The organism is Nocardiopsis exhalans, assembly GCF_024134545.1.
GTDB lineage: Bacteria > Actinomycetota > Actinomycetes > Streptosporangiales > Streptosporangiaceae > Nocardiopsis > Nocardiopsis exhalans.
The window spans coordinates 5500732-5522640 of sequence record NZ_CP099837.1; the positions used below are offsets into that span (position 1 = coordinate 5500732).

Annotated in this window: 17 protein-coding genes; 3 read left to right on the forward strand and 14 right to left on the reverse strand. The window is 68.2% G+C overall.

The window, feature by feature from the left end; genetic code table 11:
- Window positions 1–54: 54 nt before the first annotated feature.
- The 3 genes from NE857_RS24305 to NE857_RS24315 form a co-directional block, all read right to left on the reverse strand.
- Window positions 55–1098, reverse strand: a complete 1044-nt coding sequence (locus tag NE857_RS24305; protein ID WP_254417803.1) for an LLM class flavin-dependent oxidoreductase — start codon at window positions 1096–1098, stop codon at window positions 55–57.
- Window positions 1099–1153: 55 nt separating this feature from the next.
- Entirely contained in the window at window positions 1154–2644 is a 1491-nt protein-coding gene (locus NE857_RS24310; protein ID WP_254417804.1) for an ABC transporter substrate-binding protein, read from the reverse strand.
- A 161-nt stretch (window positions 2645–2805) separates the two neighbouring features.
- Window positions 2806–4008, reverse strand: a complete 1203-nt coding sequence (locus NE857_RS24315; protein WP_254417805.1) for a cytochrome P450 — start codon at window positions 4006–4008, stop codon at window positions 2806–2808.
- Window positions 4009–4472: 464 nt separating this feature from the next.
- Here NE857_RS24315 and NE857_RS24320 point away from each other — a divergent pair, with 464 nt between their 5' ends.
- Window positions 4473–5243: an AfsR/SARP family transcriptional regulator gene (locus NE857_RS24320; protein WP_254417806.1), complete on the forward strand. Its 771-nt coding sequence runs from the start codon at window positions 4473–4475 to the stop codon at window positions 5241–5243.
- Between the two features lie 31 nt (window positions 5244–5274).
- On the forward strand, window positions 5275–6030 hold the full coding sequence (locus NE857_RS24325) for a thioesterase II family protein (RefSeq protein ID WP_254417807.1): 756 nt from the start codon (window positions 5275–5277) through the stop codon (window positions 6028–6030).
- Window positions 6031–6075: 45 nt separating this feature from the next.
- On the opposite strand, the gene NE857_RS24330 is transcribed toward NE857_RS24325, so the two are convergent.
- From NE857_RS24330 to NE857_RS24380, 11 genes are all read right to left on the reverse strand, one after another.
- Complete coding sequence (locus NE857_RS24330; protein ID WP_254417808.1) at window positions 6076–7722, reverse strand: dipeptide ABC transporter ATP-binding protein; 1647 nt, start codon at window positions 7720–7722, stop codon at window positions 6076–6078.
- Window positions 7706–8557 carry an ABC transporter permease gene (locus NE857_RS24335; protein WP_254417809.1) on the reverse strand — a complete coding sequence of 284 codons (852 nt, stop codon included), beginning with the start codon at window positions 8555–8557 and terminating at the stop codon, window positions 7706–7708. The genes NE857_RS24330 and NE857_RS24335 overlap by 17 nt, the downstream gene beginning before the upstream one ends.
- The gene (locus tag NE857_RS24340) at window positions 8554–8895 is read right to left on the reverse strand and encodes an ABC transporter permease subunit (RefSeq protein ID WP_254417810.1); all 342 of its coding nucleotides are present in this window, start codon (window positions 8893–8895) and stop codon (window positions 8554–8556) included. The genes NE857_RS24335 and NE857_RS24340 overlap by 4 nt, the downstream gene beginning before the upstream one ends.
- Window positions 8896–9489 carry an ABC transporter permease gene (locus tag NE857_RS24345; protein WP_254417811.1) on the reverse strand — a complete coding sequence of 198 codons (594 nt, stop codon included), beginning with the start codon at window positions 9487–9489 and terminating at the stop codon, window positions 8896–8898.
- Window positions 9486–10958 (reverse strand): FAD-dependent monooxygenase, encoded by a 1473-nt coding sequence (locus tag NE857_RS24350; RefSeq protein ID WP_254417812.1) that lies wholly within the window; start codon window positions 10956–10958, stop codon window positions 9486–9488. Before NE857_RS24350 ends, NE857_RS24345 begins: the two co-directional genes overlap by 4 nt.
- 65 nt (window positions 10959–11023) lie before the next feature.
- Window positions 11024–14305, reverse strand: a complete 3282-nt coding sequence (locus NE857_RS24355) for a type I polyketide synthase (RefSeq protein ID WP_254417813.1) — start codon at window positions 14303–14305, stop codon at window positions 11024–11026.
- Window positions 14306–14485: 180 nt separating this feature from the next.
- Window positions 14486–15574 (reverse strand): alpha/beta hydrolase, encoded by a 1089-nt coding sequence (locus NE857_RS24360; protein ID WP_254417814.1) that lies wholly within the window; start codon window positions 15572–15574, stop codon window positions 14486–14488.
- Complete coding sequence (locus NE857_RS24365; protein ID WP_254417815.1) at window positions 15571–16407, reverse strand: 2-oxo acid dehydrogenase subunit E2; 837 nt, start codon at window positions 16405–16407, stop codon at window positions 15571–15573. Before NE857_RS24365 ends, NE857_RS24360 begins: the two co-directional genes overlap by 4 nt.
- Window positions 16404–16628: a phosphopantetheine-binding protein gene (locus NE857_RS24370; protein ID WP_254417816.1), complete on the reverse strand. Its 225-nt coding sequence runs from the start codon at window positions 16626–16628 to the stop codon at window positions 16404–16406. Before NE857_RS24370 ends, NE857_RS24365 begins: the two co-directional genes overlap by 4 nt.
- Window positions 16625–18532: an HAD-IIIC family phosphatase gene (locus tag NE857_RS24375; RefSeq protein ID WP_254417817.1), complete on the reverse strand. Its 1908-nt coding sequence runs from the start codon at window positions 18530–18532 to the stop codon at window positions 16625–16627. Before NE857_RS24375 ends, NE857_RS24370 begins: the two co-directional genes overlap by 4 nt.
- A gap of 2 nt (window positions 18533–18534) precedes the next feature.
- Window positions 18535–19563: a 3-oxoacyl-ACP synthase III family protein gene (locus NE857_RS24380; RefSeq protein WP_254417818.1), complete on the reverse strand. Its 1029-nt coding sequence runs from the start codon at window positions 19561–19563 to the stop codon at window positions 18535–18537.
- Between the two features lie 659 nt (window positions 19564–20222).
- Here NE857_RS24380 and NE857_RS24385 point away from each other — a divergent pair.
- On the forward strand, window positions 20223–21755 hold the full coding sequence (locus tag NE857_RS24385) for a BCCT family transporter (protein ID WP_254417819.1): 1533 nt from the start codon (window positions 20223–20225) through the stop codon (window positions 21753–21755).
- The last annotated feature ends 154 nt before the right edge of the window (window positions 21756–21909 follow it).

Consider the following 21909-nt stretch of genomic DNA (forward strand, 5'->3'; position numbering starts at 1 on the left):
ACGACATGTCCACACACCGTATGGCGCCGAAAGGTCCAATTGCCATTGAATTTCCTATATCTGCATGGTCCGGTTCCGGCCACGGGTGTCAATCTTCTCGGCGGCTTCTGAAAGCAGCTGGTAGGAACGCACCCGCGCCTCATGGTCGTGGATCACGGTGAGCGCCATCAGTTCGTCAGCTCCCGTGCGTTCGACCAGTGATTCCACCCCTTCGTGCAGAGTCTTCGGGCCGCCGATGATCTGGGGCCCGAACTGCCTTTGGACCAACAGCTCGTCGCTTTGGCTCAACGTGACTCGTTCGGCCGCCGAGGGCGGTCGGAACGGAGCGTTCTCGGCCATTCCCCGGACGAACGCGACCTTCATTGACGTGCTGTAGTGCTGAGCTAGGTCGTCGGTCTCCGCCGCGATCACCAGTGCCGCTACGATGACGTACGGCTCGGCCAGCTCGCGCGATGGCCGGAAGGCCGAGCGGTACGCCTGGACCGACGCTTCGGTGGAGTCCGGGCGCAGGTGGTGGGCGAAGGCGAACGGCACCCCCAGCGACCCCGCCAGCGCGGCGCTGGAGGGACTGGACCCGAGGAGGAAGACGGGCACGGACTGGCCGCCCGCGGGAACGGCGACGATCCCGCCCCGCTCACCCGCGTCAGCGGACAGATAGCGCCTGAGCTGGCCGAACTGTTCCGGAAAGTCCGTACCCGAGAGCGGATCGCTGGACCGTCGTAGCGCCTGGGCCGTCACCGCGTCAGTGCCCGGGGCGCGGCCGACACCGAGGTCGATCCGGTCGGGGTGGAAGGCCGCCAGGGTCGCGAACTGTTCCGCGACCACCAGCGGGGGGTGGTTGGGCAGCATCACGCCTCCCGATCCCAGGCGCAGCGTGGACGTGGCCGCGGCGAGCCTTCCCACGATCACCGACGGGGACGACGTGGCCAGGCTCGGTGTGTTGTGGTGCTCCGCGATCCAGTACCGCAGGTACCCCTGGTCCTCCACACGCTTGGCCAGATCCACCGCTGTCCGAAGTGACTCGCCGGGGCCTCCGTCCTGCCAGACGGGAGCGGTATCCAGCACGGAGAGCGCGAGGTGCCCGGATGGCGTGGTCATGTGAGACTCCAATTCCTTGTTCTGACGGTTCGTACTGGAACGGGGGGTGTACTCGTCACCCCGCCCACCCGGCCGAGTAGAAGAGCGGGTAGGCCTGGGGGTCGAATGTGAGTCCTCGGACCTCGTCGGTGACCCCCACCATCGGTATATGCGCGTAGGTCGGAATGACGAGCGCCTCCTCGATCACCCTTCGCTGGACGAGCGCGTAGGCCTCCTCCGCCTCAGTGCCCCCGCGGGCACCGTCGACCAGCCATCGGTCGATGTGCTGGTCCTGGACATGGAAGAAATTGGATCCGCCCTGGTCCGAGGTCTGGTCAGAGGAGAAGTAGTAGCCCAGGAGACCGGGATCGGCACGGACGAAACTGGCCGCGAAGATATCGGCGTCACGCCCCAGCACCCGGTCGATGTAGGTCCCCGGGTCCTCCGCCCGGAAGCGGATCTCGATGCCGGCCAGACGGGCGTCGTTCTGGATGCCCTGTCCGAGGACCTCGCGTTCCTCGCGCATCAGCGGGGGCGCGTAGGGCCAGTCCAGGGTGAGGCGTTCGCCGTGGCGGGTGCGGTACCCCTCAGCGTCCCGGCCCGTCCATCCCGCCTCGTCGAGCAGTTCCGCGACCGCGTCGGGATCGTGTTCCCACGTACCCCGGAGGCTCCCGTCGTGACCCGGTGTGGCCGGGCTCAGGAAGCTCCAGGAGCGCTCGTACTCACCGAAGTAGACGGCGTCGACCAGCTCATCCATCCGGATGGAACGCATCAGTGCCTCGCGAACACGCACGTCGGAAAGCGGTCCTTCGGCGTGGTTGAGGAAGAGGGAGTAGACCGCCCCGGGGGCCTCGGACGTGAGCAGTGAGTGGTGATTTCCCGAACGCAGCTGCGCGGCCTTGGCCGGGGGCAGGTCCGCGGCCACGTCGACCTGGCCGCTGGTGAGCATCCCGAAGCGGACCGAGCTCTCCTCGACGAAGTAGACGTCCAGCGTTTCCAGCTCCGCGGGGCCGCTGTGCTCAGCTGTCGCCGGACCCCACTGGTAGTCGGGGTTGCGGCGCAGGACGACGTTGGCTCCTCGGTTCCACTCCTCGAACGTGAACGGGCCCGAGCCGATGGGCGTGACGCACAGGGCCCCGGCGTTGTCGCGCAGCGAGTCGGGTGACTGGATCCCGAGGTAGGCGGTGCTCAGGGCCTGGAGAAAGGAGCCGTCAGTCCGGCTCAGAGTCACCCTCAGCGTAAGGTCGTCCAGGACTTCGGCCTCCTGGTAGGAACGGATGAGGCTGCCCGCGTACGCGGAGTGTGTCTCGGGGTCGACGGCGTACTCGAACGTCTCCCTGACCGCCGCGGCGTCCAGGGGCGTGCCGTCGTGGAAGGTGACGTCCGGCCTCAGGTGGAAGGTGTAGGTCAATCCGTCGTCGGACACGTCCCAGCTGCGTGCCAACCAGGGGTGGAACATTCCGTCGGTGTCCTGGGCGACCAGAGAGTCGAAGATGTTGCGGTCGATGAGCGCCGTCACGTCGAACGGGCTGACCTGTGGGTCCAGGCAGTCCGGTTCGGTGGACACCGCTAAGCGGAGCGCACCGGTCGCCAAGCTGTCCGCGCCCGTCGCGGGAACGCAGGAGGCGGCAAACGCGACACACGCGAAGGCCGAGGCCAGCCGGACCAGGGGTCTGCCCCGTGGACGGGGTGGCACGGGGTTCCTCCTCCCGGAGCGGTCGGAGGGTGTCACCAGCGCACCGGGAGCGTGAAGACCCCCTGGGGGCCGCTGGCACCCTTGACCGGGAGCTGGTCGACGGACTCCGCCAGTTCGATGGTGGGGATCCGGCGCAGCAGCGTCTCCAGAGCGATCTCCAGTTCGGCGCGGGCGAGGTTCTGCCCCAGGCACTGGTGGACCCCGTAGCCGAAAGCGGTGTGGCCCCGCGCGTCGCGGTGAATGTCGACGGTGTCCGCGCGATCGAACCATCGCTCGTCCCGGTTGATCGCGGCGTTCGCGAAGAACACGCCCTCGCCTTCCCGAATAACGTGCCCCTCCGCCTCGATGTCGCGTTTGGCGACGCGGGAGAGGATGTCGGCTGTGGAGATGAAGCGCAGCAGCTCCTCCACGGCTTGGGGGATCAGCTCGGGGTTCTCGCGTACCCGGGTGAGCTGCTCGGGGTTGTCCAGCAGGACCAGGAGGCCCAGGGAGATCATGTTGGCGGTGGTCTCGTGCCCGGCGACCAGCAGCATCAGCGAAGAGGAGACGATCTCCTCGGGTGTGGCGTCCCCGTGTTCGAGATGGTCTGTGATCAGTTCGTCGAGCAGGCCGTCTCCCTCCCCCGGGGCCCTGCGCTTGCGCTCGACGAGCTCGTGCAGGTAAGCGTCGAGCCGGGAGAGGGCAGCGCCCATCTCCTCCGGTGGTGTGCCGGGAGTCACTAGCTTGGCGGCCTCGCCCTCGAAGAAGGCGTGGTCCTCGTAGGGGACCCCGAGAATCTGGCAGATCACCACCGAGGGAACGGGCAACGCGAAGCGCTCCATGAGCTCGGCGGGTGATCCCTTGGCGAGGATCTCGTCGATCAGACGGTCGACGAGATCCTGGATACCGGGCCGCAGGCGGTTGATCCTCTTGAGTGTGAACGCGGGGATGAGCCGCTTGCGGTGGGTGGTGTGCTCGGGGGCGTCCATGCCGATGAGCCACTTGCGGCTCTGGAGGACCCGGCGTCCGGGCGAAAGCGCGGGGAAGCGGGGGTTCCGGTGGTCCGAGGAGATGTCTGGGTGGACCAGCAGAGTGCGGGCCAGGGCGTGCCCGGTGACGATCCAGGCCGAACGCCCGTCGAAGAGCCGTACCCGGGCCAGCGGTCCCTGATCGCGCAGACCCTGGTATCCGGGCGGAGGCAGGTGTGGACACGTCCGAGCCATCGGGAACTCGGGCGGCTCGATCCGCTCTTCCATGGCTTCCTCTCGGGTCGGGTTCGTCGCCCCCGCGCACGGAAACCCGCGGACGGAGGGGACTGCTGCCGTCACAGGGCACCCCAGCCCTCTAAAGGCGACCTAAGGAACGTCCGGCGCGGACCGGTCGGGGCGTGGGCCCCGGAGCGGTGGGACCATCAGCGGATTCGAGACGAAACAAAGCCTAAAAAGCAACTGGACTCGAACTCGAATAAAATTCTTCAATCTGCGATTACATTCCGAACCCGTAATTAGAGCAATATCCAGGAAACATTTCCAGAGACCCCAAATGAGCACACAGTGGCCAGGCGACTACAGTCCATGCAAGAGCATGTGAATTGCATCACAATTGGATCTTATGATGTCTAGTACGTATTTTTGCTGATGTGCAGGGATCAGGCCCTAAAGATACTTGTCAGCATTGGCAGCACCGCTCCAGCGGTATGAGATCTGATAGGAGTCCCGGAGTGCGCTACGAGATCCTCGGAGGTCTGCGCGTTGTCGCGAGCGATAACGTGTGGACCGTCAGCGCTCGAAAGATGGAGACCTTACTCGCGGCCCTGGTCATCCGCTCCGACACAGTCGTTTCCTCCGACGAACTCATCCACGAGATCTGGGGAGAGAAACCGCCTCGGCGCGCCACTGCCACCCTCCACGTGTACGTGTCCCAGCTGCGCAAACTGCTGGCCCGTCACGGAAGCGGCGGCAGCCAGATCATCACCCGGTCCCCCGGCTACACGCTGCGGACCGAGAGTGACCAGATCGACGTCCTCCTCTTCCAGGGTCTGATGAACGACGGCCGGTCCGCGCTACGCACCGGGCGGCTGGAGGAGGCGTCGCGGCTGCTGCGCGAGGCCCTCGGCCTTTGGCGCGGAGCCGTACCCTACGAGCTGCGGGAAGGTCCTATCGTCAACGCCTTCGCCGCCTGGGCCGAACAGGCCCGGCTGGAATGCATCGACCTGTCCGTCGACGTGGACCTGGAACTGGGCCTGCACCACGAACTAGTGAGCCGGCTCTACACCCTCGTCGCCGAGAACCCGCTCCATGAGTCCCTCTACCGGCAGATCATGCTGGCCCTGTACCGCTGCGAACGGCGGGCCGACGCGCTGGCCGTCTACCGGCAGGCCCGCAGCACGCTCAACAGGGAACTGGGGCTGGAGCCCAGCAGAACCCTCCAGGAGCTACACCAGTCCATCCTCAAGCAGGGCGACAGGCTGGCTCTGCCCGCAGCGGTCTGAACTCCGACGAGACAGGACGGAATCCACCACGATGACTGACCGGCACACCATGGAAGCGTGGGTGCGCAGGTTCAACGCCGCGCCCGACCACTCGCCCCGGCCACGGCTCGTATGCTTCCCTCACGCCAGCGGCGCCGCCAGCTACTACCTGAAGCTCTCCCGGCTGCTGGCACCGGAGGTCGAGGTGCTGGCGTTGCAGTACCCCGGACGGCAGGACCGCCGCCACGAACCGCTCATCGACGACCTCCATGTCCTCGCGGACCGCGCCTGCGAAGCGATCGCCCCGTTCATCGACCGCCCCACGGCTTTCTTCGGGCACAGCATGGGTGCCGTCGTCGCCTATGAGACGGCGCTCCGTCTGGACCGCGCGGACGCGCCCGAGCATCTCTTCGTGTCAGGGCGTCGGGCACCGTCCGTCCCCGGCCAGGACGACACCCACCGGCTCTCCGACGACGACCTGATCGCCGTCGTGACCGCCCTGGACGGCACTGACTCCCGCGTGCTCGACGATCCCGAACTGCGCCCCCTCATCCTGCCCACGATGCGCGGCGACTACCGGGCCATCGAGACCTACGCGCCGCGCCCGAGCAGGCCGCTCTCGTGCTCCCTCACCGTCCTGGTCGGAGACAGCGACCCCTTGACGACGGTGGACGCCGCTTCCGCGTGGGAAGCGCACACCACGGGAAGCAGCGAAGTGCAGATCTTCCCCGGGGGCCACTTCTATCTCAACGACCACTGGGACGACTTAGCGGCCCTGGCCAAGACGAGCCTGAGCGCGCACGCCTGATCACGTCGGCTCGCCGCCCCCCGAACGAGGCGGCGGGCCGCCCGTTCACCCCCGCGCACCGCCCGGAACCGTGCTCCTGGGAGGCAGCTCGGGCAGCGCGGCCAGAAGTTCGCGTGTATACGGGTGCTCCGGCTCCGCGAAGACCCTCTCCGTCGGCCCTTCCTCGACCACCCGGCCGTCCTTCATCACCAGGACGCGGTCGCACAGGTGTCGCACCACCCCCAGGTCATGCGAGATGAACAGCACGGCCAGCCCCAGGCGTTCGCTCAGGCGGGCTAGGAGGTCGACCACCTGCGCCTGCACGGTCCTGTCCAACGCGGAGACCGGTTCGTCACAGACCAGCACGTCAGGATCGACCGCCAGAGCCCGGGCGATGGCCACGCGCTGCCGCTGTCCACCGGATAGCTGCGCGGGGTACCGGCCCATCAGCTCCAGTGGCAGCCCCACCGATTCCAGTAGTTCAGCGATGCGCTCCCTGTGCGCGCGCACGTTGTGCCGGGTGGGTCGCCCGAACGCCTCGGCCACGATCCGTTCCACCCTGAAACGGGGGTCGAAGGCGCCCAGCGGATCCTGCTGCACCAGCTGGACGCGGTGCCTGGACGTGCGCCGACGCGCCTCGGAGAGGCCCGACCAGGGCTGTCCGAGCAGGGTAACGACCCCTTCGTCCGGCTCCTCCAGGCCCACAGCCATGTGCGCCGTCGTCGACTTACCCGCTCCGGACTCCCCCACGACACCGAGCACCTCGCCTCCCCGGAGAGAGAAAGACACCCGGTCGACCACGGTACGCCGTGCTCCCCCCGAGCCCGCTACGGTCTTGGTCAGTCCTGCCGCCTCCAGAACCGGCGGTCCCGGGGGGCCGGGGACCGCGCCCGGGCTCCGCTCCCGTCGGGCCCGGGCCGTGGGAACCGAGTCGATGAGGGTTCTGGTGTACGTGTGGCAGGGGTGGGCCAGCACGTCCTCGACCCGGCCCTGCTCCACGAAGACTCCGCGGTGCATGACCGCGATCCGGTCAGCCAACCGGGCCACCGCGGACAGGTCGTGGCTGATCAGCAAAAGGGAAACCCCGGTTCCGCGTAGCCGGTCGAGGTTGTCCAGTACACGCCCCTGGACACGCAGGTCCAGCGCGGTGGTGGGCTCGTCCGCGATCAATATGGGCGGGCCCGCCGACCTGGCGGCGGCGATGAGGGCGCGCTGCCGAAGACCTCCGGACAGCTGGTGCGGGTACTGTCCGGCACGAACCCGCGCCTCGGGGACGTCGGCCTCCTCCAGTAGTCCCACGACCCGGTCGGCCCGCTCGGACCGGGAGCGCTTCCCATGGTTGCGCAGGCCCTCGGCCACCTCGGCTCCCACGGTCCGCAACGGGTCCAGGGCACCGAGCGCGTCCTGGGGTACGTACCCGATCTGGGAGCCGCGGACAGCCCGCCACTCCGATTCCGAGGAGTCGGTCATGTCCCGGCCTCCGACAGAGATCGTGTCGGCCGTGACAACCGCGTTCGGGCCGACCAACCCGAGCAGCGCCCTCGCGGTGACGCTCTTACCGGAGCCCGATTCGCCCACGATGGCGAGACACTCTCCTCGGGCTAGGGAGAAGCCGACGCCCTTTACCGCTTCGGTCACGGTTCCCCGCTGGGTGAACGAAACGCGGAGGTTCTCAACCCGAATGGGCGCATCGGCCTCAGTCGAGGCGTGCATGTGTTTCCCTTCCCTCGAAACGGCGCTGAAGGTCGCGCCCGACCACGTTGAGGCACACCACCGTCATGGTGATGGCCAGCCCGGGGAAGACCGCGATCGCCCAGGAGTGGTCGAGGTAGTCACGGCTCTCAGAAAGCATCGCGCCCCACTCCGCCGCGGGCGGCGGGGGTCCGAAGCCGAGGAAGCTCAGCGCGGCGCTCGCGATGATCGCGGCCCCCGTGTTGGCCAGGGCCAGGACCAGCAGCGGGCGCACCACGTTCGGGACGATGTGGTACATCACCACGGAGAACCGGGAGCGCCCCAGGACGACGGCGGCCCGGACGTATCCGGAGTCTCGGACGACGAGTGTCTGAGCGCGGGCGAGCCGGATGAAGCCGGGCGCGATGGAGCCTCCGATGGCCACGATCCCGCTCAGGGTGCCCGGTCCCAGGATCGCTATGAGCAGCAGGGCGAGCAGCAGCCCGGGGAAGGCCATCAGGACGTCGTTGACCCGCATGACGACCGTGTCCACCCACCGGCCCGCGATCCCCGCGATGATCCCCAGCATTGATCCGGCCACCGCTCCGAAAGCGGTCGCGCCGAGACCGACCGCGAGGGACGTCGATGTCCCGTGGACCAGTCGGCTCAACACGTCCCGGCCGAGGTGGTCGGTGCCCATGATGTGGCCCGGCCCTGGGGCGGCGAGCGCGTTGATCGGGTCGACCTCCGTCGGAGGCGCGCCCCCGAACACGCCCGGCACGAGCGCCGCCGTGGCGATGAGGGCGATACCGGACCAGGCCAGCGCGAGCCCGATCGGGGGTCTCACCCGGGTCTTCCGCGGGTTCGTGACGGTCATGGGCGCACCTCCCGCAGTCGCGGGTCGACCACGCGGTACAGGAGGTCGACGAGGAGGGTGATGAGAGTGACGGCGATCGCGGAGACGACGATCACGCCCGTGATGACGGGGAAGTCCCGCATGGCGATGGCGTTGACCAGCAATCGGCCGAGGCCCGGGCGGTTGAAGACGGCCTCCACGATCACGGAACCGGCCAGGAGGGATCCCAGCACCCACCCGGACAGGCTCAGCAGGGGCACCAGGGTGTGGCGCAGCACGTGGCGGGTACGCACCGCGGTGGGTCCGGTCCCCCGGGCACGCGCGGTCAGGACGAACTGCTCCTCCAGGGTCCGCTCCATCTACGCCCGCATGACCTGGACGAAGACCCCGACCAGGCTGAGCGCGAGGGTGAAGGCTGGCAAGAGGAGTCCGCCGATCCCGGCCCCGCCGACCGCCGGGACCAACTGCCACCGGAAGGACAGCAGGCCCAGGAGGAGAATGCCCACCCAGAACGACGGGGTGGAGATGGTCACCAGTTCGAAGAGCGAAGCGATCCGGCGCAGCACGGGCCGTCGTCCAGCGGTGGCCACGGCCAGGGGGACGGCCATGCACAGAGCGAGGACCAAGGCGGTCGTCCCCAGGGCCAGGGTCCACGGCAGGTGTTCGGCGATGAGTCCGGAGACGGACCGCTGCAACTGGTAGGAGGTACCCAGGTCTCCCTGGACCAGCCGGAGCAGGAACCAGCCGTACTGCACGGAGACTGGTTCGTCAAGCCCCAGGGTATGGCGGAGCGACTCCACGAGCTCGGGTTCGGGCTGGGAGGCTCCGAGCATGGTGCGCACCGGGTCGCCCGGGGCGAGGCGCATGGCGAGGAACCCCGCGCTGGCCGCCCCGAAGACCACCAGCACGCCGATCAGGAGGCGCCGGACGACCTCCCCGAATAGGCGGATCACCGGTGATCCGCCTGGCCGAACCATCGGGCCAGCGCGGTTTCCAGGACTCCGGGGGCGTCCTCGGCGGTACTGACGTGCGCGATGTGGCCGTCCGGTCGGACCAGGACACCCAGGATCTTGTCAGCCGCGGCGTCACCCACGGGTTCGGCGGCGTGCGTCTCGACGCGGTGCGCCCAGCGCGCCGCGGTCTCCGTGTCGGCGGTGCCTCCGGACAGATCCAGGTACAGGCCCCGACCCGAACGTGTCAGGTGGGCGAGGGGCGTGTCTCCCTCGGCTCGGGCCACCACTCCGTCCACCAGCCGGGTGCCGACAAGGGGGTGGTCGCCGTCACGGCCGTAGCGGGTTCCCACTGCCGTGACGAGGCCGAGGAGATGGCGGTGGACATCAGGCAGTTCCAGCAGCCCGGTAAGGACCTCACGAAGCGGCCCCACACGCTCGGGCGGGACCATCAAAGCGAGCTGCGCCCTCGTGTTGTCACAGACCCGCTGCCCGGCGGGGCGCCGCTCGGACTCGTAGGTGTCCAGCAGTTCCGGGGGCGCCCACCCTTGCACCTGGGCGGCGAGCTTCCAGCCCAGGTTCACGGCGTCCTGGATACCGGTGTCCATGGCCTGCCCGCCCATCGGGTAATGGGCGTGCGCGGCGTCTCCCGCGACGAACACCCGGCCCGAACGGTAGCTCTCGGCTAGTCGTGTGGCGTCGTCGATCCGGTACAGCGCCCGTGGTTCGCTCACCTTGATCTCCGCCCCGGTCACCCTGCGCACGCAGTCGATCACCGATTCGAGGGTGACTGGGGCGTCCGATGCCGGATCGGCGCCGAACTCTGTGGCCATAATCCGCAGCACACCGGGTTCGGTCATGATCGCGGCGAACTGGCCGCGCGGGTGCAGCCCCATCGACACCAGGTCGCGCTCGGTGTCGAACCCGGTCACGTCGGCCACGAGCGTGGAAACGGTCGGCGGGGTACCGCCCGAGGAGATCCCCGCGAGTTCACTCACCGTGCTCCGGCCTCCGTCACAGGCCACCACGTACGAGGCCGTCAGATCATACTCCTCCGAACCTGACCGGACCCTCAGCCGCACGGAGTCCGTGTCCTGTGTGAGGCCGACCACCTCGTGGCCGCGGCGGATCGGAACGCCGAGTTCGCGGGCGCGTTCGTCGAGCACCTGCTCGACTCGGCGCTGCGGGGCGGCGACCGTGAACGGCTGTGGCCCGTCCAACTGGTCCATGTCAAGGGGGAAGAGCGCGAAGTGGTTGCCTCGCCAGGTAGGTGTCTCCGGCAGGAAGGCGTCGAGGAGTCCGCGCTGGTCCAGGAGCTCGGCGGTACGTGCGTGGAACCCCATGGCGTAAGAGTGCCGTCCCTGTTCGGGAGAGCGTTCCAGAACGACGGCGCCGATGCCCTGGAGTCCGAGTTCACAGGCGAGCATGAGTCCGGTCGGTCCGGCACCGACGATGGCCACTGGTCGTGTCATAGCAGGCTCCTGGCTGGGAGGGGTAAGGGATTGGACCTGGGTGTGCGGTGGTGAGGCCGGCGCGGTCACACCCGGGCCTTTTCGACGGGAAGAGCGGCCTCGAGCTCGTCGCGCAGGTAGCGCGTCAGAGCCAGCGGGGTCGGGTGGTCATAGGCGACGAGCGGTGGGAGCTCGAGACCGGTCGTGGCCGCCAGATCGTTGCGTAGTTCGAGTGCGGTGAAGGAAGAGAGGCCCGCGTCGGCGAGGGCTTCCTCCACGTCCACGTCGTCGGTGGAGGCGAAGCCGAGCGCGTCCGCGGCCAACCGTCGGACCGTGTCCAGGACAAGGGCGTCCGCGGCCTCCCCGGCCAGGGTGTGCAGGCGCTCTCGCAGCGACGCCGCTCTCTCCTCCACCTCCCGTCCTGGCAGCTGCCGGGACTCCGCGTCGTGGGATCGGGTAAGGGGCGCGGATGCGGCGGTGCGGGCGATCGCATCATCTCCGATGACGCGTTTGTGCCAGTCCGCGAAGTAGGGGAGAAGGCGCCGCAGGGCCCCGCGTTCGTCCGGGGGCAGGCCCAGCCCGCCGGAGACGGCCCCGGCGTCACCTTGGACGATCGCCTCCCAGAAGAGCCGTTCCTCAGGTTCACGAGTATCGGGTCGAGTGGCCTGGAGCCAGTAGCTGTCGTGTTGGAAGGCGTAAGTGGGCAGGTCCCGAACACCAACAGCACCCGGATACAGCGCCGCCCAATCCACCCCAACCCCAGCCGTGAACAACCGGCCCAACACCGAAACCGCACTCACGGCCTCGTCATCACCACGCACCGAGGGGACAACAGCCGTACGGCAGCGAGTAGGAACCGAGGCAACCGACGGCTCAACCTCCTCAGCCGCCAGCACCCCCTGGACCAGGCCGCTCAACACCGTCCCAGGACCCACCTCGACAAAACACCCAACACCCACACCACGAGCAGCCACCACACCATCAGCGAACCGCACCGCCTCACGCACATGACGCACCCAATACCCCGGAGAACTCACCTCCCCTCCCGAAAGAGCACCACTCACATTCGACACCACCGGAATCCGAGCCGGAGCGAACTCCAACCCCTCCACCACCCGGGCGAACTCCGCCAACACCGGCTCCACCAAAGGCGAATGAAAAGCATGACTGACCCGCAAACCCTTCACCCGACGACCACGCCCAGAAAACACATCGGCTACCTGTTCACACAGAGCGGCCTCACCCGAGACCACCACCGAATTCGGGCCATTGACCGCACCAACCCCCACCGGGCCATCCACACCAGAAAGAACCTCAGCCACCTCGACCTCAGTACCCTCAACAGCGACCATCGCCCCACCCTCAGGCAACGCCTCCATCAACCCCGCACGCGCCGCCACCAACACACACGCATCCTCCAGCGAAAGCACCCCAGCCACATGCGCAGCCGAAATCTCCCCCACCGAATGACCCATCACCACATCCGGGACCACACCCCAAGACTCCAACAACCGGAACAACGCCGTCTCAAACGCGAACAACGCCGGCTGAGTGAACCCCGTCCGATCCAACAACCCCGCCTCCACCGTCCCCGCCTCAGCGAAAACCAGCTCAGACAGAGAACGACCCACCAACGGATCCAACACCGCACACACCCGGTCAAAAGCCTGGGCGAACACCGGGAAAGCCTTATACAACCCCCGACCCACCCCCGCACGCTGCGAACCCTGACCAGAGAACACCAACGCCAAGCCGCCATCGACCGGCGAACCCGACACCACACCCGCCGCATCACCAGCACCCTCGGCTAGCGCGGCCAACCCGCGCAGCAGATCCTCACGCCCGGACCCCACCACCGCGGCACGACGACCAAACGCCGTCCGGGCCGTGCCCAACGACAGCCCCACACCGGCCAGATCAACATCCGGACGCTCCCGCACCCAGGACGCCAACCGCTCCGCCTGACCACGCACCCCCGACTCACCCCGAGCCGACAACGCCCACACAAACGGACCCGTAACCGAATCCCGGCTCTCCTCCGACCGCTTCGGTTCCGGGGCGCCCGACAGCACGACGTGGCAGTTGGTTCCGCCCATACCAAACGAGGACACACCGGCGACCGACCCGGAGTCGCTCTCCGGCCACGGGCTCGGCTCCGTCTGGACGCGCAGGTTCCACTCGTCCAGGTGAATGTTCGGGTTCGGATTCTCGAAGTTCAGGCTCGCCGGGATCACCTGCTGGTGCAGGCTGAGCACCGTTTTGACCAAGCCGACGATGCCCGCGCCCCCTTCCAGGTGTCCGACGTTGGTCTTGGCGGAACCGACCAGGATCGGGTGCCCGGTCTCCCGGTCGGCGCCCAGCACCTCACCGAGTGCCTGGGCCTCCACGGGGTCTCCGACGGGGGTACCGGTTCCATGCAGCTCCACGTAGTGCACTTCGCGGGGCCGGATACCGGCGTTGGCGTAGGCAGCGCGCAGCACTGATCGCTGGCCGTCCACACCCGGTACGGTCAGGCCCGGTGTTGCGCCGTCGTTGTTCACGGCGCTTCCCCGGATGACCGCGTAGACGCGGTCGCCGTCGGCGGCGGCTTTGGACAGCGGTTTGAGCAGCACCGCTCCGCCGCCCTCGCCCCGCACGTAGCCGTTGGCCCGGGAGTCGAAGGTGTAGCAGAGGCCGTCCGGCGAAAGCGCACCGAATCGTGCGGCCCCCACCGTGCTCTCGGGCACCAGGTTGAGGCTGACCCCTCCGGCTAGGGCCAGCTCGCTCTCCCCCCGCCTCAGGCTCTCGCAGGCCATGTGCACCGCGACGAGGGAAGAGGACTGTCCCGTATCCACGGTCAGGCTCGGTCCGGTCAGCCCCAGCACATAGGAGACGCGGTTGGCGATGATGCCCTTGTTGAGTCCGGTCAGGGTATGCCTGGTGATGGCGTCCGCACCGCCGTGCTGCTGAAGGCGCGCGTAGTCGTCGCCGATGGCGCCGACAAAGACCCCCGTTGCGGAACCGAGCAGCGCCGCGGGCAGGACCGACGCGTCCTCGAGTGTTTCCCAGGCGAGTTCGAGCATGAGGCGCTGCTGTGGGTCCATGGCTGCTGCCTCACGCGGCGAGACACCGAAGAACTCGGCGTCGAACCCATCGACGCTGTCGAGGTAACCGCCGCGCCGGGGCACGGAGCCCCGCTCCTGCGCATCCGGAAGGCCCCCTGTCCCCCACCGGTCGTCGGGGACTTCGGTGATGGAGTCCAGACCGGAGAGCAGCAGCCGCCAGAACTCTTGCGGGGCCTCGGCCCCGGGCAGACGACACGCCAGGCCCACCACCGCGATCGGCTCGTGCGGTACGGGGGCGGTTGCGGGAGCGTTTTCACTGTTCATCACGGCTGACTGCTCCTGGTTCTTCGGTCAAGAACGGTGGTGGATCGGCGGGCCGGGCACGTCGCATGGTTGAAGAACGATGCGCCACCAGGCTGCTTTCCGAGGCTTAGTAGCGCCTTGTGCATCGCTAAAGCGCCCGGGGGTCAGGGCGGCCACCGGTTCGACCGCTCATCTGCTCGTTCAGCCGCGGTTGGTGATTCTCCGGCGCAGACCCGCCGCGGCCAGGGCGAGCGCGATGGCCGCGCGCTGGGGAAGGCGGCCCCCGTGCATGCGCAGGACACTGGAGATACTCCAGAGGCGGGTTTCGGCGACGTGCCGGGGGGAACCGTGGACGTCGTCGTTCTGCACGACCGATAGCCGGGCCAGGTGGCGGCGGAGGTGAAGGAGGTCCGAACGCGGGATGATCTCGTCACGCAGGCTCGCGGAATAGGCGACCGGGACGGTCACCTCCCCCAGCCGCTGGGCGGGGATCGCCCACTCGGGCAGCCGATCCGGCAGAGTGGGCCGGGAGATCCCGGTGAGATGGCTGAGGGTGTCCAGGGTGACGTCAGGGACTCGGGAGAGCCACTCCCGGTCGGTGAAGAAGTGGTGGACCGGTGCCCCCGCGGTGACTATTCCTCTGATGCGGGGGTCCTCGCCCGCGCAACGCAGGGCCAGGTGGCCGCTGAAACTGAGCGCGAGCGCGTACGTCTGGTCCGTGTCGGCTCTGTCGGCTACCGCATCGATGACGGCCGAGATCATCCGATGGCTCTCAGGGGTATAGGGAAGGGTGTTCTCACCCACGCCGGGAAGCTCGGCGACGACCCCCGCCAGACCGAGCCGACCGATAGCGGTCAGGGCGGGCGCCCATTGTTCCTTGGTACTGACGATGCCGCCCATGAACAACAGAAGCGGTTTGCGATCGGTGGTGGACAAACCGGTCGTCCAGCAGCGGACACCGCCCTCGGGCAGTTCGACCCGCAGTTCGTCGATACCGCCGGTCTGGAGTCGCCAGCTGTCGAAAGCGGCCACGGCGCCGTCAAGGGCTTTCTGCCGGGCCGGACCGTCGACATAGGGGAAGCGCGCCATGGTGAACAGTCGGCTCGCGTCGAGCAAGCGGCCCTGTTCCGCCAAGCGTTCGGCCTCGTCACTCCATTCCCCGACCCAGGAACCCGGATCTCCGTCTCCGTCATGACGGATCCGTTTCAGAACGCGCGGCGCCAGGGAGTCGATGCCCTGCGCGCGGGCGTGCACGCCGACGAAGCGTTTGAGTTCCCCGATGTCGTTCACACAGTGCCCTTCCGTCGGGTGTCCTCGGTGGCGTGCCGACGGGCCGGGGCAGCCGCGGCGGCGGGGCCCTCCGTGTCGAGGTCGCGGGCCTCTTCCAGGTGCTGGCGGACATCGGCAAGGACGTCCGCGGCCTCCGCCCCGTCGATCACCCGATGGTCGAAGGCCATGTTCAGTCTCATGACGGGGGCCACCCCGACTTCACCGGCGCGGACCACCGGCCGGTCCAGGACGCGGCCGACACCGAACGTGAGGGTGGTGCCGCCGACCGAATGAAAGCCGTCGACGGGACGGTGTCCCAGGGAGGTCACGGCGAAGGTGCCGTTGACCTCGGCCCGCTTGCGGAGCGGTCGGACCGCGCCTCGGTAAGCCCATCTGCCCAGCCACAGCGGCAGACGGTGCAGGGCGCGCAGGGAGGAGAACTGGGGTGTGGTGTCCGGCTCGCTGTCACGGGCGGAGTCGACATGGCGCTGGATTTCGGGCAGCGGGGCGTGTTCGAGGCCGTGGAGAACGATAGCGGCGACCGCTCTGTGCCCGCCGATGGTCTTGTCCAGTGTGAGTTTGCCGCTGACCTGATCGAACCGGGCGACCTTGGGTCGGATCCGGCCCGATATGGCGGCGTTGGCCTCGGGGTGTTCGGCGAGGGTGCGCCCGGCGGCGCGCAGGACGTAGGAGACCACGGAGAAGCGTTCGCCCCGGGCTCGTGCGTCCTCCTTGTGAGCCAGGACGCGTGCCATGTCGACCTCGGTGTCGAGGAAGACCGGGGAGTGTGAACGGATCTCCTCCAAGAAGAAAAGGGTGTGGCCGCGTTGCCGGGCCAGCGGGGAGACGTTCATTCAGTCACCGCCAGCTCGTAGACACGCCGCAGGTGCGGCGCCTCTAGGACGTCAGGCAGGGAGACGGGCCTGCCTGTGCTGCCTTCGAGCGAAGTCAGCAGGGTCAGCAGGAGAACCGAGTCCCACCCGGGGATCTCGTCGAAGGAACGGTCGAGGTCGTCACCGGTCACGTTCAGTCCCAGGTCATCCCGGATCAGCGTGAGAAAGTCATCGGAGGTCATACGTGCTTCCCGAAGTCGGTGGTCAGGGTGATGTGGCCGGGCGGCGGAGCGATCACGGTCAGGTCGTGCCGGAAGCGGGTCCAGACGCCGTCCTCCGCCGATACCGAGAACCCTTGGCCGGGATAGAACTCGGCGACCTTGCCGTTCTTGGCGGTCGGCCGGTAGGCGCCGGTGACGGCGCGGGCACCGCTGGCCATCGCGTGGGTGAGCAGCCGGGACACACAGGCCTGTTCGATCCCCCGGGAGAAGACCCGGCAGCTGAGCAGGAAGTTCTCGATGTGCCACTCATCGGTGCCGCAATCGAGGAAGACCGCTCCGACGACGCCGTTGTCGCCGAAGCGGTCGGCTGAGCGGATGACCAGGACCCGGGTGTCTTCGGCGGCCATCCGGGAACGGACGTCGGCTGGGCTCAACCGGACGGTGGTGACGTTGAACTGGTTGGTGCGCTGGGAGAGCTGGGAGAGCCGGGGGACGTCCTTGTCCTCAGCTTCGGACAGGCGCACCTGTACGTGGAGTTCCTCCAGGTAATCCTGGAGGGAGCTGAACGTGGCGAGGAAGTCCTTGCGGTCCAGTTCCTCTCGGTAGCGCGCGGTGCGCTGGCCGTCCTCATTGCTCAGTTCGATCTGGTCGAACCAGCCGTCGCGGAGGAGACTCGCCGTATGCAGGGCGGGTTCCGCACCGATGTCGACAACGGCCACGCCCGGCAGTTCCCGTCTGACCAGACCGCGTTCGAACGGGCTGTCGTCGACGAACACGAAGGAGTCCAGTCCGAGGTTGAGGTCCTCGGCCACATGGATGAGGTTGTCGTGCTTGGGTCGCCAGTTGGCACTGACCCGCACGAAGTCTTTCTCGGCCAGCACCATGCCGGGGTGCCCGGTAAGGGCTTCCGCCACGGGTTCGGGATCGTTCTTACTGACCGCGGCGAGCAGCACCCCCTGGGAGCCGAGTTGCTTGACGGCGCGTTGGAAGGCGGCGAAGGCCGCACCGCGCAGGCCGTCCCCCACTTCGATGCCCTCGACCCCGTCGTCTCCGAGGATGCCGCCCCACAGGGTTCCGTCCAGGTCGACGGCCAGGACCTTGCGCGCCCTCCCCGACACCGCTCTGGCGAGGTGCCCGGCTTCCCGGGCGTAGGCGGCGGTCAGCTCCGGCGACAGGTGGGTGCTGGTGTAGGTGCCGAGCCGGTCGTCAGCGGCCGGAACGCCTTCGGCTAGTAGGGGGTCGAGGTCGATGACGACGACAGAGGGGTGTCGGTCGGAGAGTTCGAGGAGCCGGGCGTTGGCCGTGCGCCACCGGGCGCCGAGTCTGGCCCGGGACCGGTGGTCGAGGAGCTGCGCGGTGAAGCGGCGGGGAAGGGGGAGGGTGTTGAGAACCAGGGTGGCGTCCGAGTGGGACGTGAAACGTGAGACCAGCTGATCCAGGAGGTCGAGTTTGGCGTCGAGGACGGCCTGGACGTCGTCGACCCTCCAGGGGACAGGGACCTCGTCGAAAACGAGCGTGGGGTCGAGTACGCACAGGGCGAGGTCCGGCCGAGCAGAGTAGAAGGCGCTGTCCGGGGTGAGTAGGTCGAACACGTAGGAGTCGAAGTCGGACAGGTGTGTGTCAGCGAGCAGGCCGTGCCGGGCCAGCTCGGCGGTGAGCAGCCCCGGCAGCGCCGAGAGGGTGCTGTGCCCGGTGACGGCGATCCTCACGGCGGGGATGTCAGGGTGAGCCCGCCGCACCTCATCCGGATCAATGCGGGAGAGCTGGGGGGCGGAGCGGCGGATTTCCGCGTCCTCCATCCGGGAGAGGATGCCGGGCAGGCGATGGTAGTCAGAGACCAGGCGCCCCGACCGGTTGAGGTCCCGGAATTCGGTGTCCGGCGAGACCGGCTGTTGGGGCGCGTCGGCGTCATGGGGCGGAACCATTCTCAGACACCTTCCAGTGCTAGGCCCGCGCGGATCCACTTGCTGGATTCGACAGCGACAGCGACAGCGCGTTCTCCCGCCCGCAGCCGGGGCAGGAGTCGTTCGATCTGGAGGAAGGGAAGGGAGTTGCTGGTGTTTCCGGTTTCGCTCACACAGCTGACCTCGGTGGCTGACGGCACCCCGAGGCGGTCCGTGATCCGCCTGGTCATCCGACCGGAGAGCTGCGGGGGCAACAGGTAGTCGAGCTCTTCGCGTTTCCAGCCGAGGTCGTCGACGATGGCGGCGAGCATGTCCTCCGCGAGCTCGGGGACGAGTTCCTCGATCCTCTTGTAGTCCTCGGTGACCGGGGGCCGATCGTCTCCCCGTTCGTGTTTGGTGAACCATTCGAGGACCTGCCCCGGTGTGCGGCCAAGGCCGACGAGCCGCGTGGACACGGGGTGCAGGATCGGGGCCCCGGGCCGGTCCTCGGTGGTGAGGACCGCGGCCCCAGCACCGTCGCCGAACAAGACGATGTTGACCAGTTCCTCGGGGGCGAGGGCGGTCAGGTCGGTGTCGGCGCCGAAGATGCGAGTGCACACGTCCCCGCCGAGGACCAGTGCGTTGCGGTGTCCAGCGAGCAGGGTGTTGCGTGCCACATCGAGCGCCTGGAAGGCACCCGTGCACCCGGACTGGAGCTGGTAGGTGGGGACCCCGTCGATACCGAGTCGGTCAGCGACCATGTTCACTGTGGCGGGCATGAGGGCGTCCGGGGTGGCAGTGCCCATGACCACGACGTCGATGTCCCCGGGGCCCAGGTTTGCCGCTTCCAGAGCACGCAGCCCAGCGGTCTCGGCCAGGTCCGCGAGAGTGTAGAGGAGTCCGCCAGAGTCCAGATCGATGGCCAGGTGGCGGGTATCGGTGCCGATGAAGGCTTCGATCCACTGCTCCCAGACCGCGTCCTGGCCGAAGTGGCGGGCGAGCATGGCGTTGTCAACAGGAGCGCCGGGCAGAGATGTCCCTACCGCCAGGAGACGCACACCGTCGGTGGTCATCGGTTCTCCGTTTCACGACGGAAATCGGGGCACGCGAACTCTTCGCCCCATGTCGACAGCCATACTCAGAGCAAGGGCTAAAGCCCGTCTAAGCCTTGGTCAGCGGTAGAGCCCCAGCAGAATCGCCCACCGCTCGCGGTCGGGGCCCGAACCCGGCAGCCCCGCGGCCCGAGCGACCCGGTTTCCCGGCGCCCTCGATGACGTCCGCGCAGGCTGCCCCTCCCCGGAAAATGTGACCCGACTCCCGTACCTCGGGGTGGTATCCCTGCCCCCACGTGCGAGTACGCTCGTCAGAGGCTTCTGCCGACCCCGCGGCCCGGACGGCTGGATCATCCGCCGTTCGCCCCACGCGGGTTCGGTGTGCGGGTGCCGTACTCCGCCGGTTTCCGACCGTTCCGCGGAGTTCCATTCGCCACCGCGCTTGCTCCCCCCTTGGGATCCGTCACGTTCGCCTTGACACCGACCGGCTGATTCTTCGCACGGCACACAGGTTCTTCGCACAGCTTCGCGCCATCCGCCGTGCGCGCCACAGGCAGGCTCTCCAGCATCCACCGAAAAACAGGCGGTCCACTTCCTTGCAAGCCACCCATGGCCCGAGCACAGACGAACAAGCCGAACCGGACGGACCGGAAGTCACGACCGGAGGAGGAAGGGTCGGGGTGGTCTTCTGGGCCTCCCTGACGCTCTCGGCACTGTTCGTGGTCTGGGGCGTCCTCGCCCCGGAGCACCAGATGGCCACGATGAACGCCGCCCTGAACCGGGTCACCTCCGGCTTCGGCTGGGCGTACCTGCTGCTCCCGCTCATCCTGCTGGCGCTGCTGGTCGGCCTGGCCTGCAGCCGGTTCGGGCGGATCCGGCTGGGCTCGGACGAGGACCGCCCCGAGTTCGCCACCCACACCTGGATCGCCATGATCCTGTGCACGGTGATGGGCATCGGCCTGGTCTCCTACGGCATCGCCGAGCCGATCTCGCACTTCACCGCTCCCCCGCACGGCCTCGCCGAGCCGGGCACCCCGCAGGCCGCGGTCCTGGCACTGCAGTACTCCTTCTTCGACTGGGGCCTGCACGCCTGGGCGATCTTCGCGGTCTTCGGCCTGGCCCTGGGTTACTCGATGCACCGCAAGCAGCGGCCCGGCCTGGTCAGCGCCCTGTTCCGGCCGCTGCTGGGACGGCACGCCGACGGGCCGGTCGGCAAGGCCATCGACGTCTTCACGGTTTTCGCCACCCTGTTCGGCACCACCACGTCGCTCGGGCTGGGGGCCCTGCAGATCGACAACGGTCTGAACCGGATCCTGGGCACGCCCACCGGGACCACCACCCAGGTCGTCATCGTGGTCGCGGTCACGGTGCTGTTCAGCCTCTCGGCCGCCTCCGGTATCAAGCGCGGTATCCGCTACATCAGCGAGATCAACCTCTCCGTCGCCGCGGTGCTCTTCCTGTTCGTGCTGTTCCTGGGCCCGACGGCGTTCCTGATCTCGCTCTTCCTGGAGTCCTTCGGCCAGTACGGCGGCGACTTCCTGCTGATGAGCCTGCGCGGTCCGGCCTTCGGTGACACCGAGTGGCTCCAGGGGTGGACCTACTTCATGATGGCCTGGTGGGTGTCCTGGGGCGCCTTCGTCGGCCTGTTCCTCGCGCGTATCTCGCGCGGCCGCACCATCCGCCAGTTCATCCTGGTCGTCCTCGGCATGCCGAGCCTGGCCTTCTTCGCCTGGTTCTCGGTCTTCGGCGGTACGGCCATCGAGCTGGACATGAACCAGGGCACGGACATCGCGGGCGCCACGGCGGCCGACCTGAACAGCGCCTTCTTCGCCACCCTGGCCGAGTTCCCGCTCCCCGTGGTGACGGCGACTCTGGTGGTGATCCTGGCGGTGCTCTTCTTCGTCTCCGGGGCGGACGCCAACACCTACGTGCTGGGCATGCTCACCACCCACGGCTCCATCCGGCCGCGGACCCCGATCCTGCTGCTGTGGGGCGCGGTGACCGGTGCCCTGGCGATCATCCTGCTGCTCTCGGGCGGCCTGGGTGCGCTCCAACAGACCGTGATCGTGGCCTCGGCACCCTTCCTGGTAGTGATCGTGGGCGTGGTCGTCAGCTTCCTGCGCGACCTGCGCACCGAGCCGGACAGCACCGTGTGCCAACACCACGACCACACCGGGGTACCGGCGGTCGGGGAACCACCCCGGTCGGACTGACAGCGGCTTCCGACACACACCACAGGCGGGCTCCCTCGGGGGCCCGCCGCTGTCTTCACTACCCGGCGGGGGCGAGGTGGGGGGCGGAGGTCGGGATTCGGCACCCGAGAGGGCACCGCCCCACCCGCCCCACCCGACTGACCCCGGCCCCGGG

Excerpts from the sequence above, each read along its gene's own strand:
- NE857_RS24355 (WP_254417813.1), bottom strand. The coding sequence starts at position 14,305 with ATGAACAGTGAAAACGCTCCCGCAACCGCCCCCGTACCGCACGAGCCG.
- NE857_RS24305 (WP_254417803.1), bottom strand. The coding sequence starts at position 1,098 with ATGACCACGCCATCCGGGCACCTCGCGCTCTCCGTGCTGGATACCGCT.
- NE857_RS24380 (WP_254417818.1), bottom strand. The coding sequence starts at position 19,563 with ATGACCACCGACGGTGTGCGTCTCCTGGCGGTAGGGACATCTCTGCCC.
- NE857_RS24325 (WP_254417807.1), top strand. The coding sequence starts at position 5,275 with ATGACTGACCGGCACACCATGGAAGCGTGGGTGCGCAGGTTCAACGCC.
- NE857_RS24365 (WP_254417815.1), bottom strand. The coding sequence starts at position 16,407 with ATGAACGTCTCCCCGCTGGCCCGGCAACGCGGCCACACCCTTTTCTTC.
- NE857_RS24370 (WP_254417816.1), bottom strand. The coding sequence starts at position 16,628 with ATGACCTCCGATGACTTTCTCACGCTGATCCGGGATGACCTGGGACTG.
- NE857_RS24340 (WP_254417810.1), bottom strand. The coding sequence starts at position 8,895 with ATGGAGCGGACCCTGGAGGAGCAGTTCGTCCTGACCGCGCGTGCCCGG.
- NE857_RS24315 (WP_254417805.1), bottom strand. The coding sequence starts at position 4,008 with ATGGAAGAGCGGATCGAGCCGCCCGAGTTCCCGATGGCTCGGACGTGT.
- NE857_RS24330 (WP_254417808.1), bottom strand. The coding sequence starts at position 7,722 with ATGCACGCCTCGACTGAGGCCGATGCGCCCATTCGGGTTGAGAACCTC.
- NE857_RS24375 (WP_254417817.1), bottom strand. The coding sequence starts at position 18,532 with ATGGTTCCGCCCCATGACGCCGACGCGCCCCAACAGCCGGTCTCGCCG.
- NE857_RS24335 (WP_254417809.1), bottom strand. The coding sequence starts at position 8,557 with ATGACCGTCACGAACCCGCGGAAGACCCGGGTGAGACCCCCGATCGGG.
- NE857_RS24350 (WP_254417812.1), bottom strand. The coding sequence starts at position 10,958 with ATGACACGACCAGTGGCCATCGTCGGTGCCGGACCGACCGGACTCATG.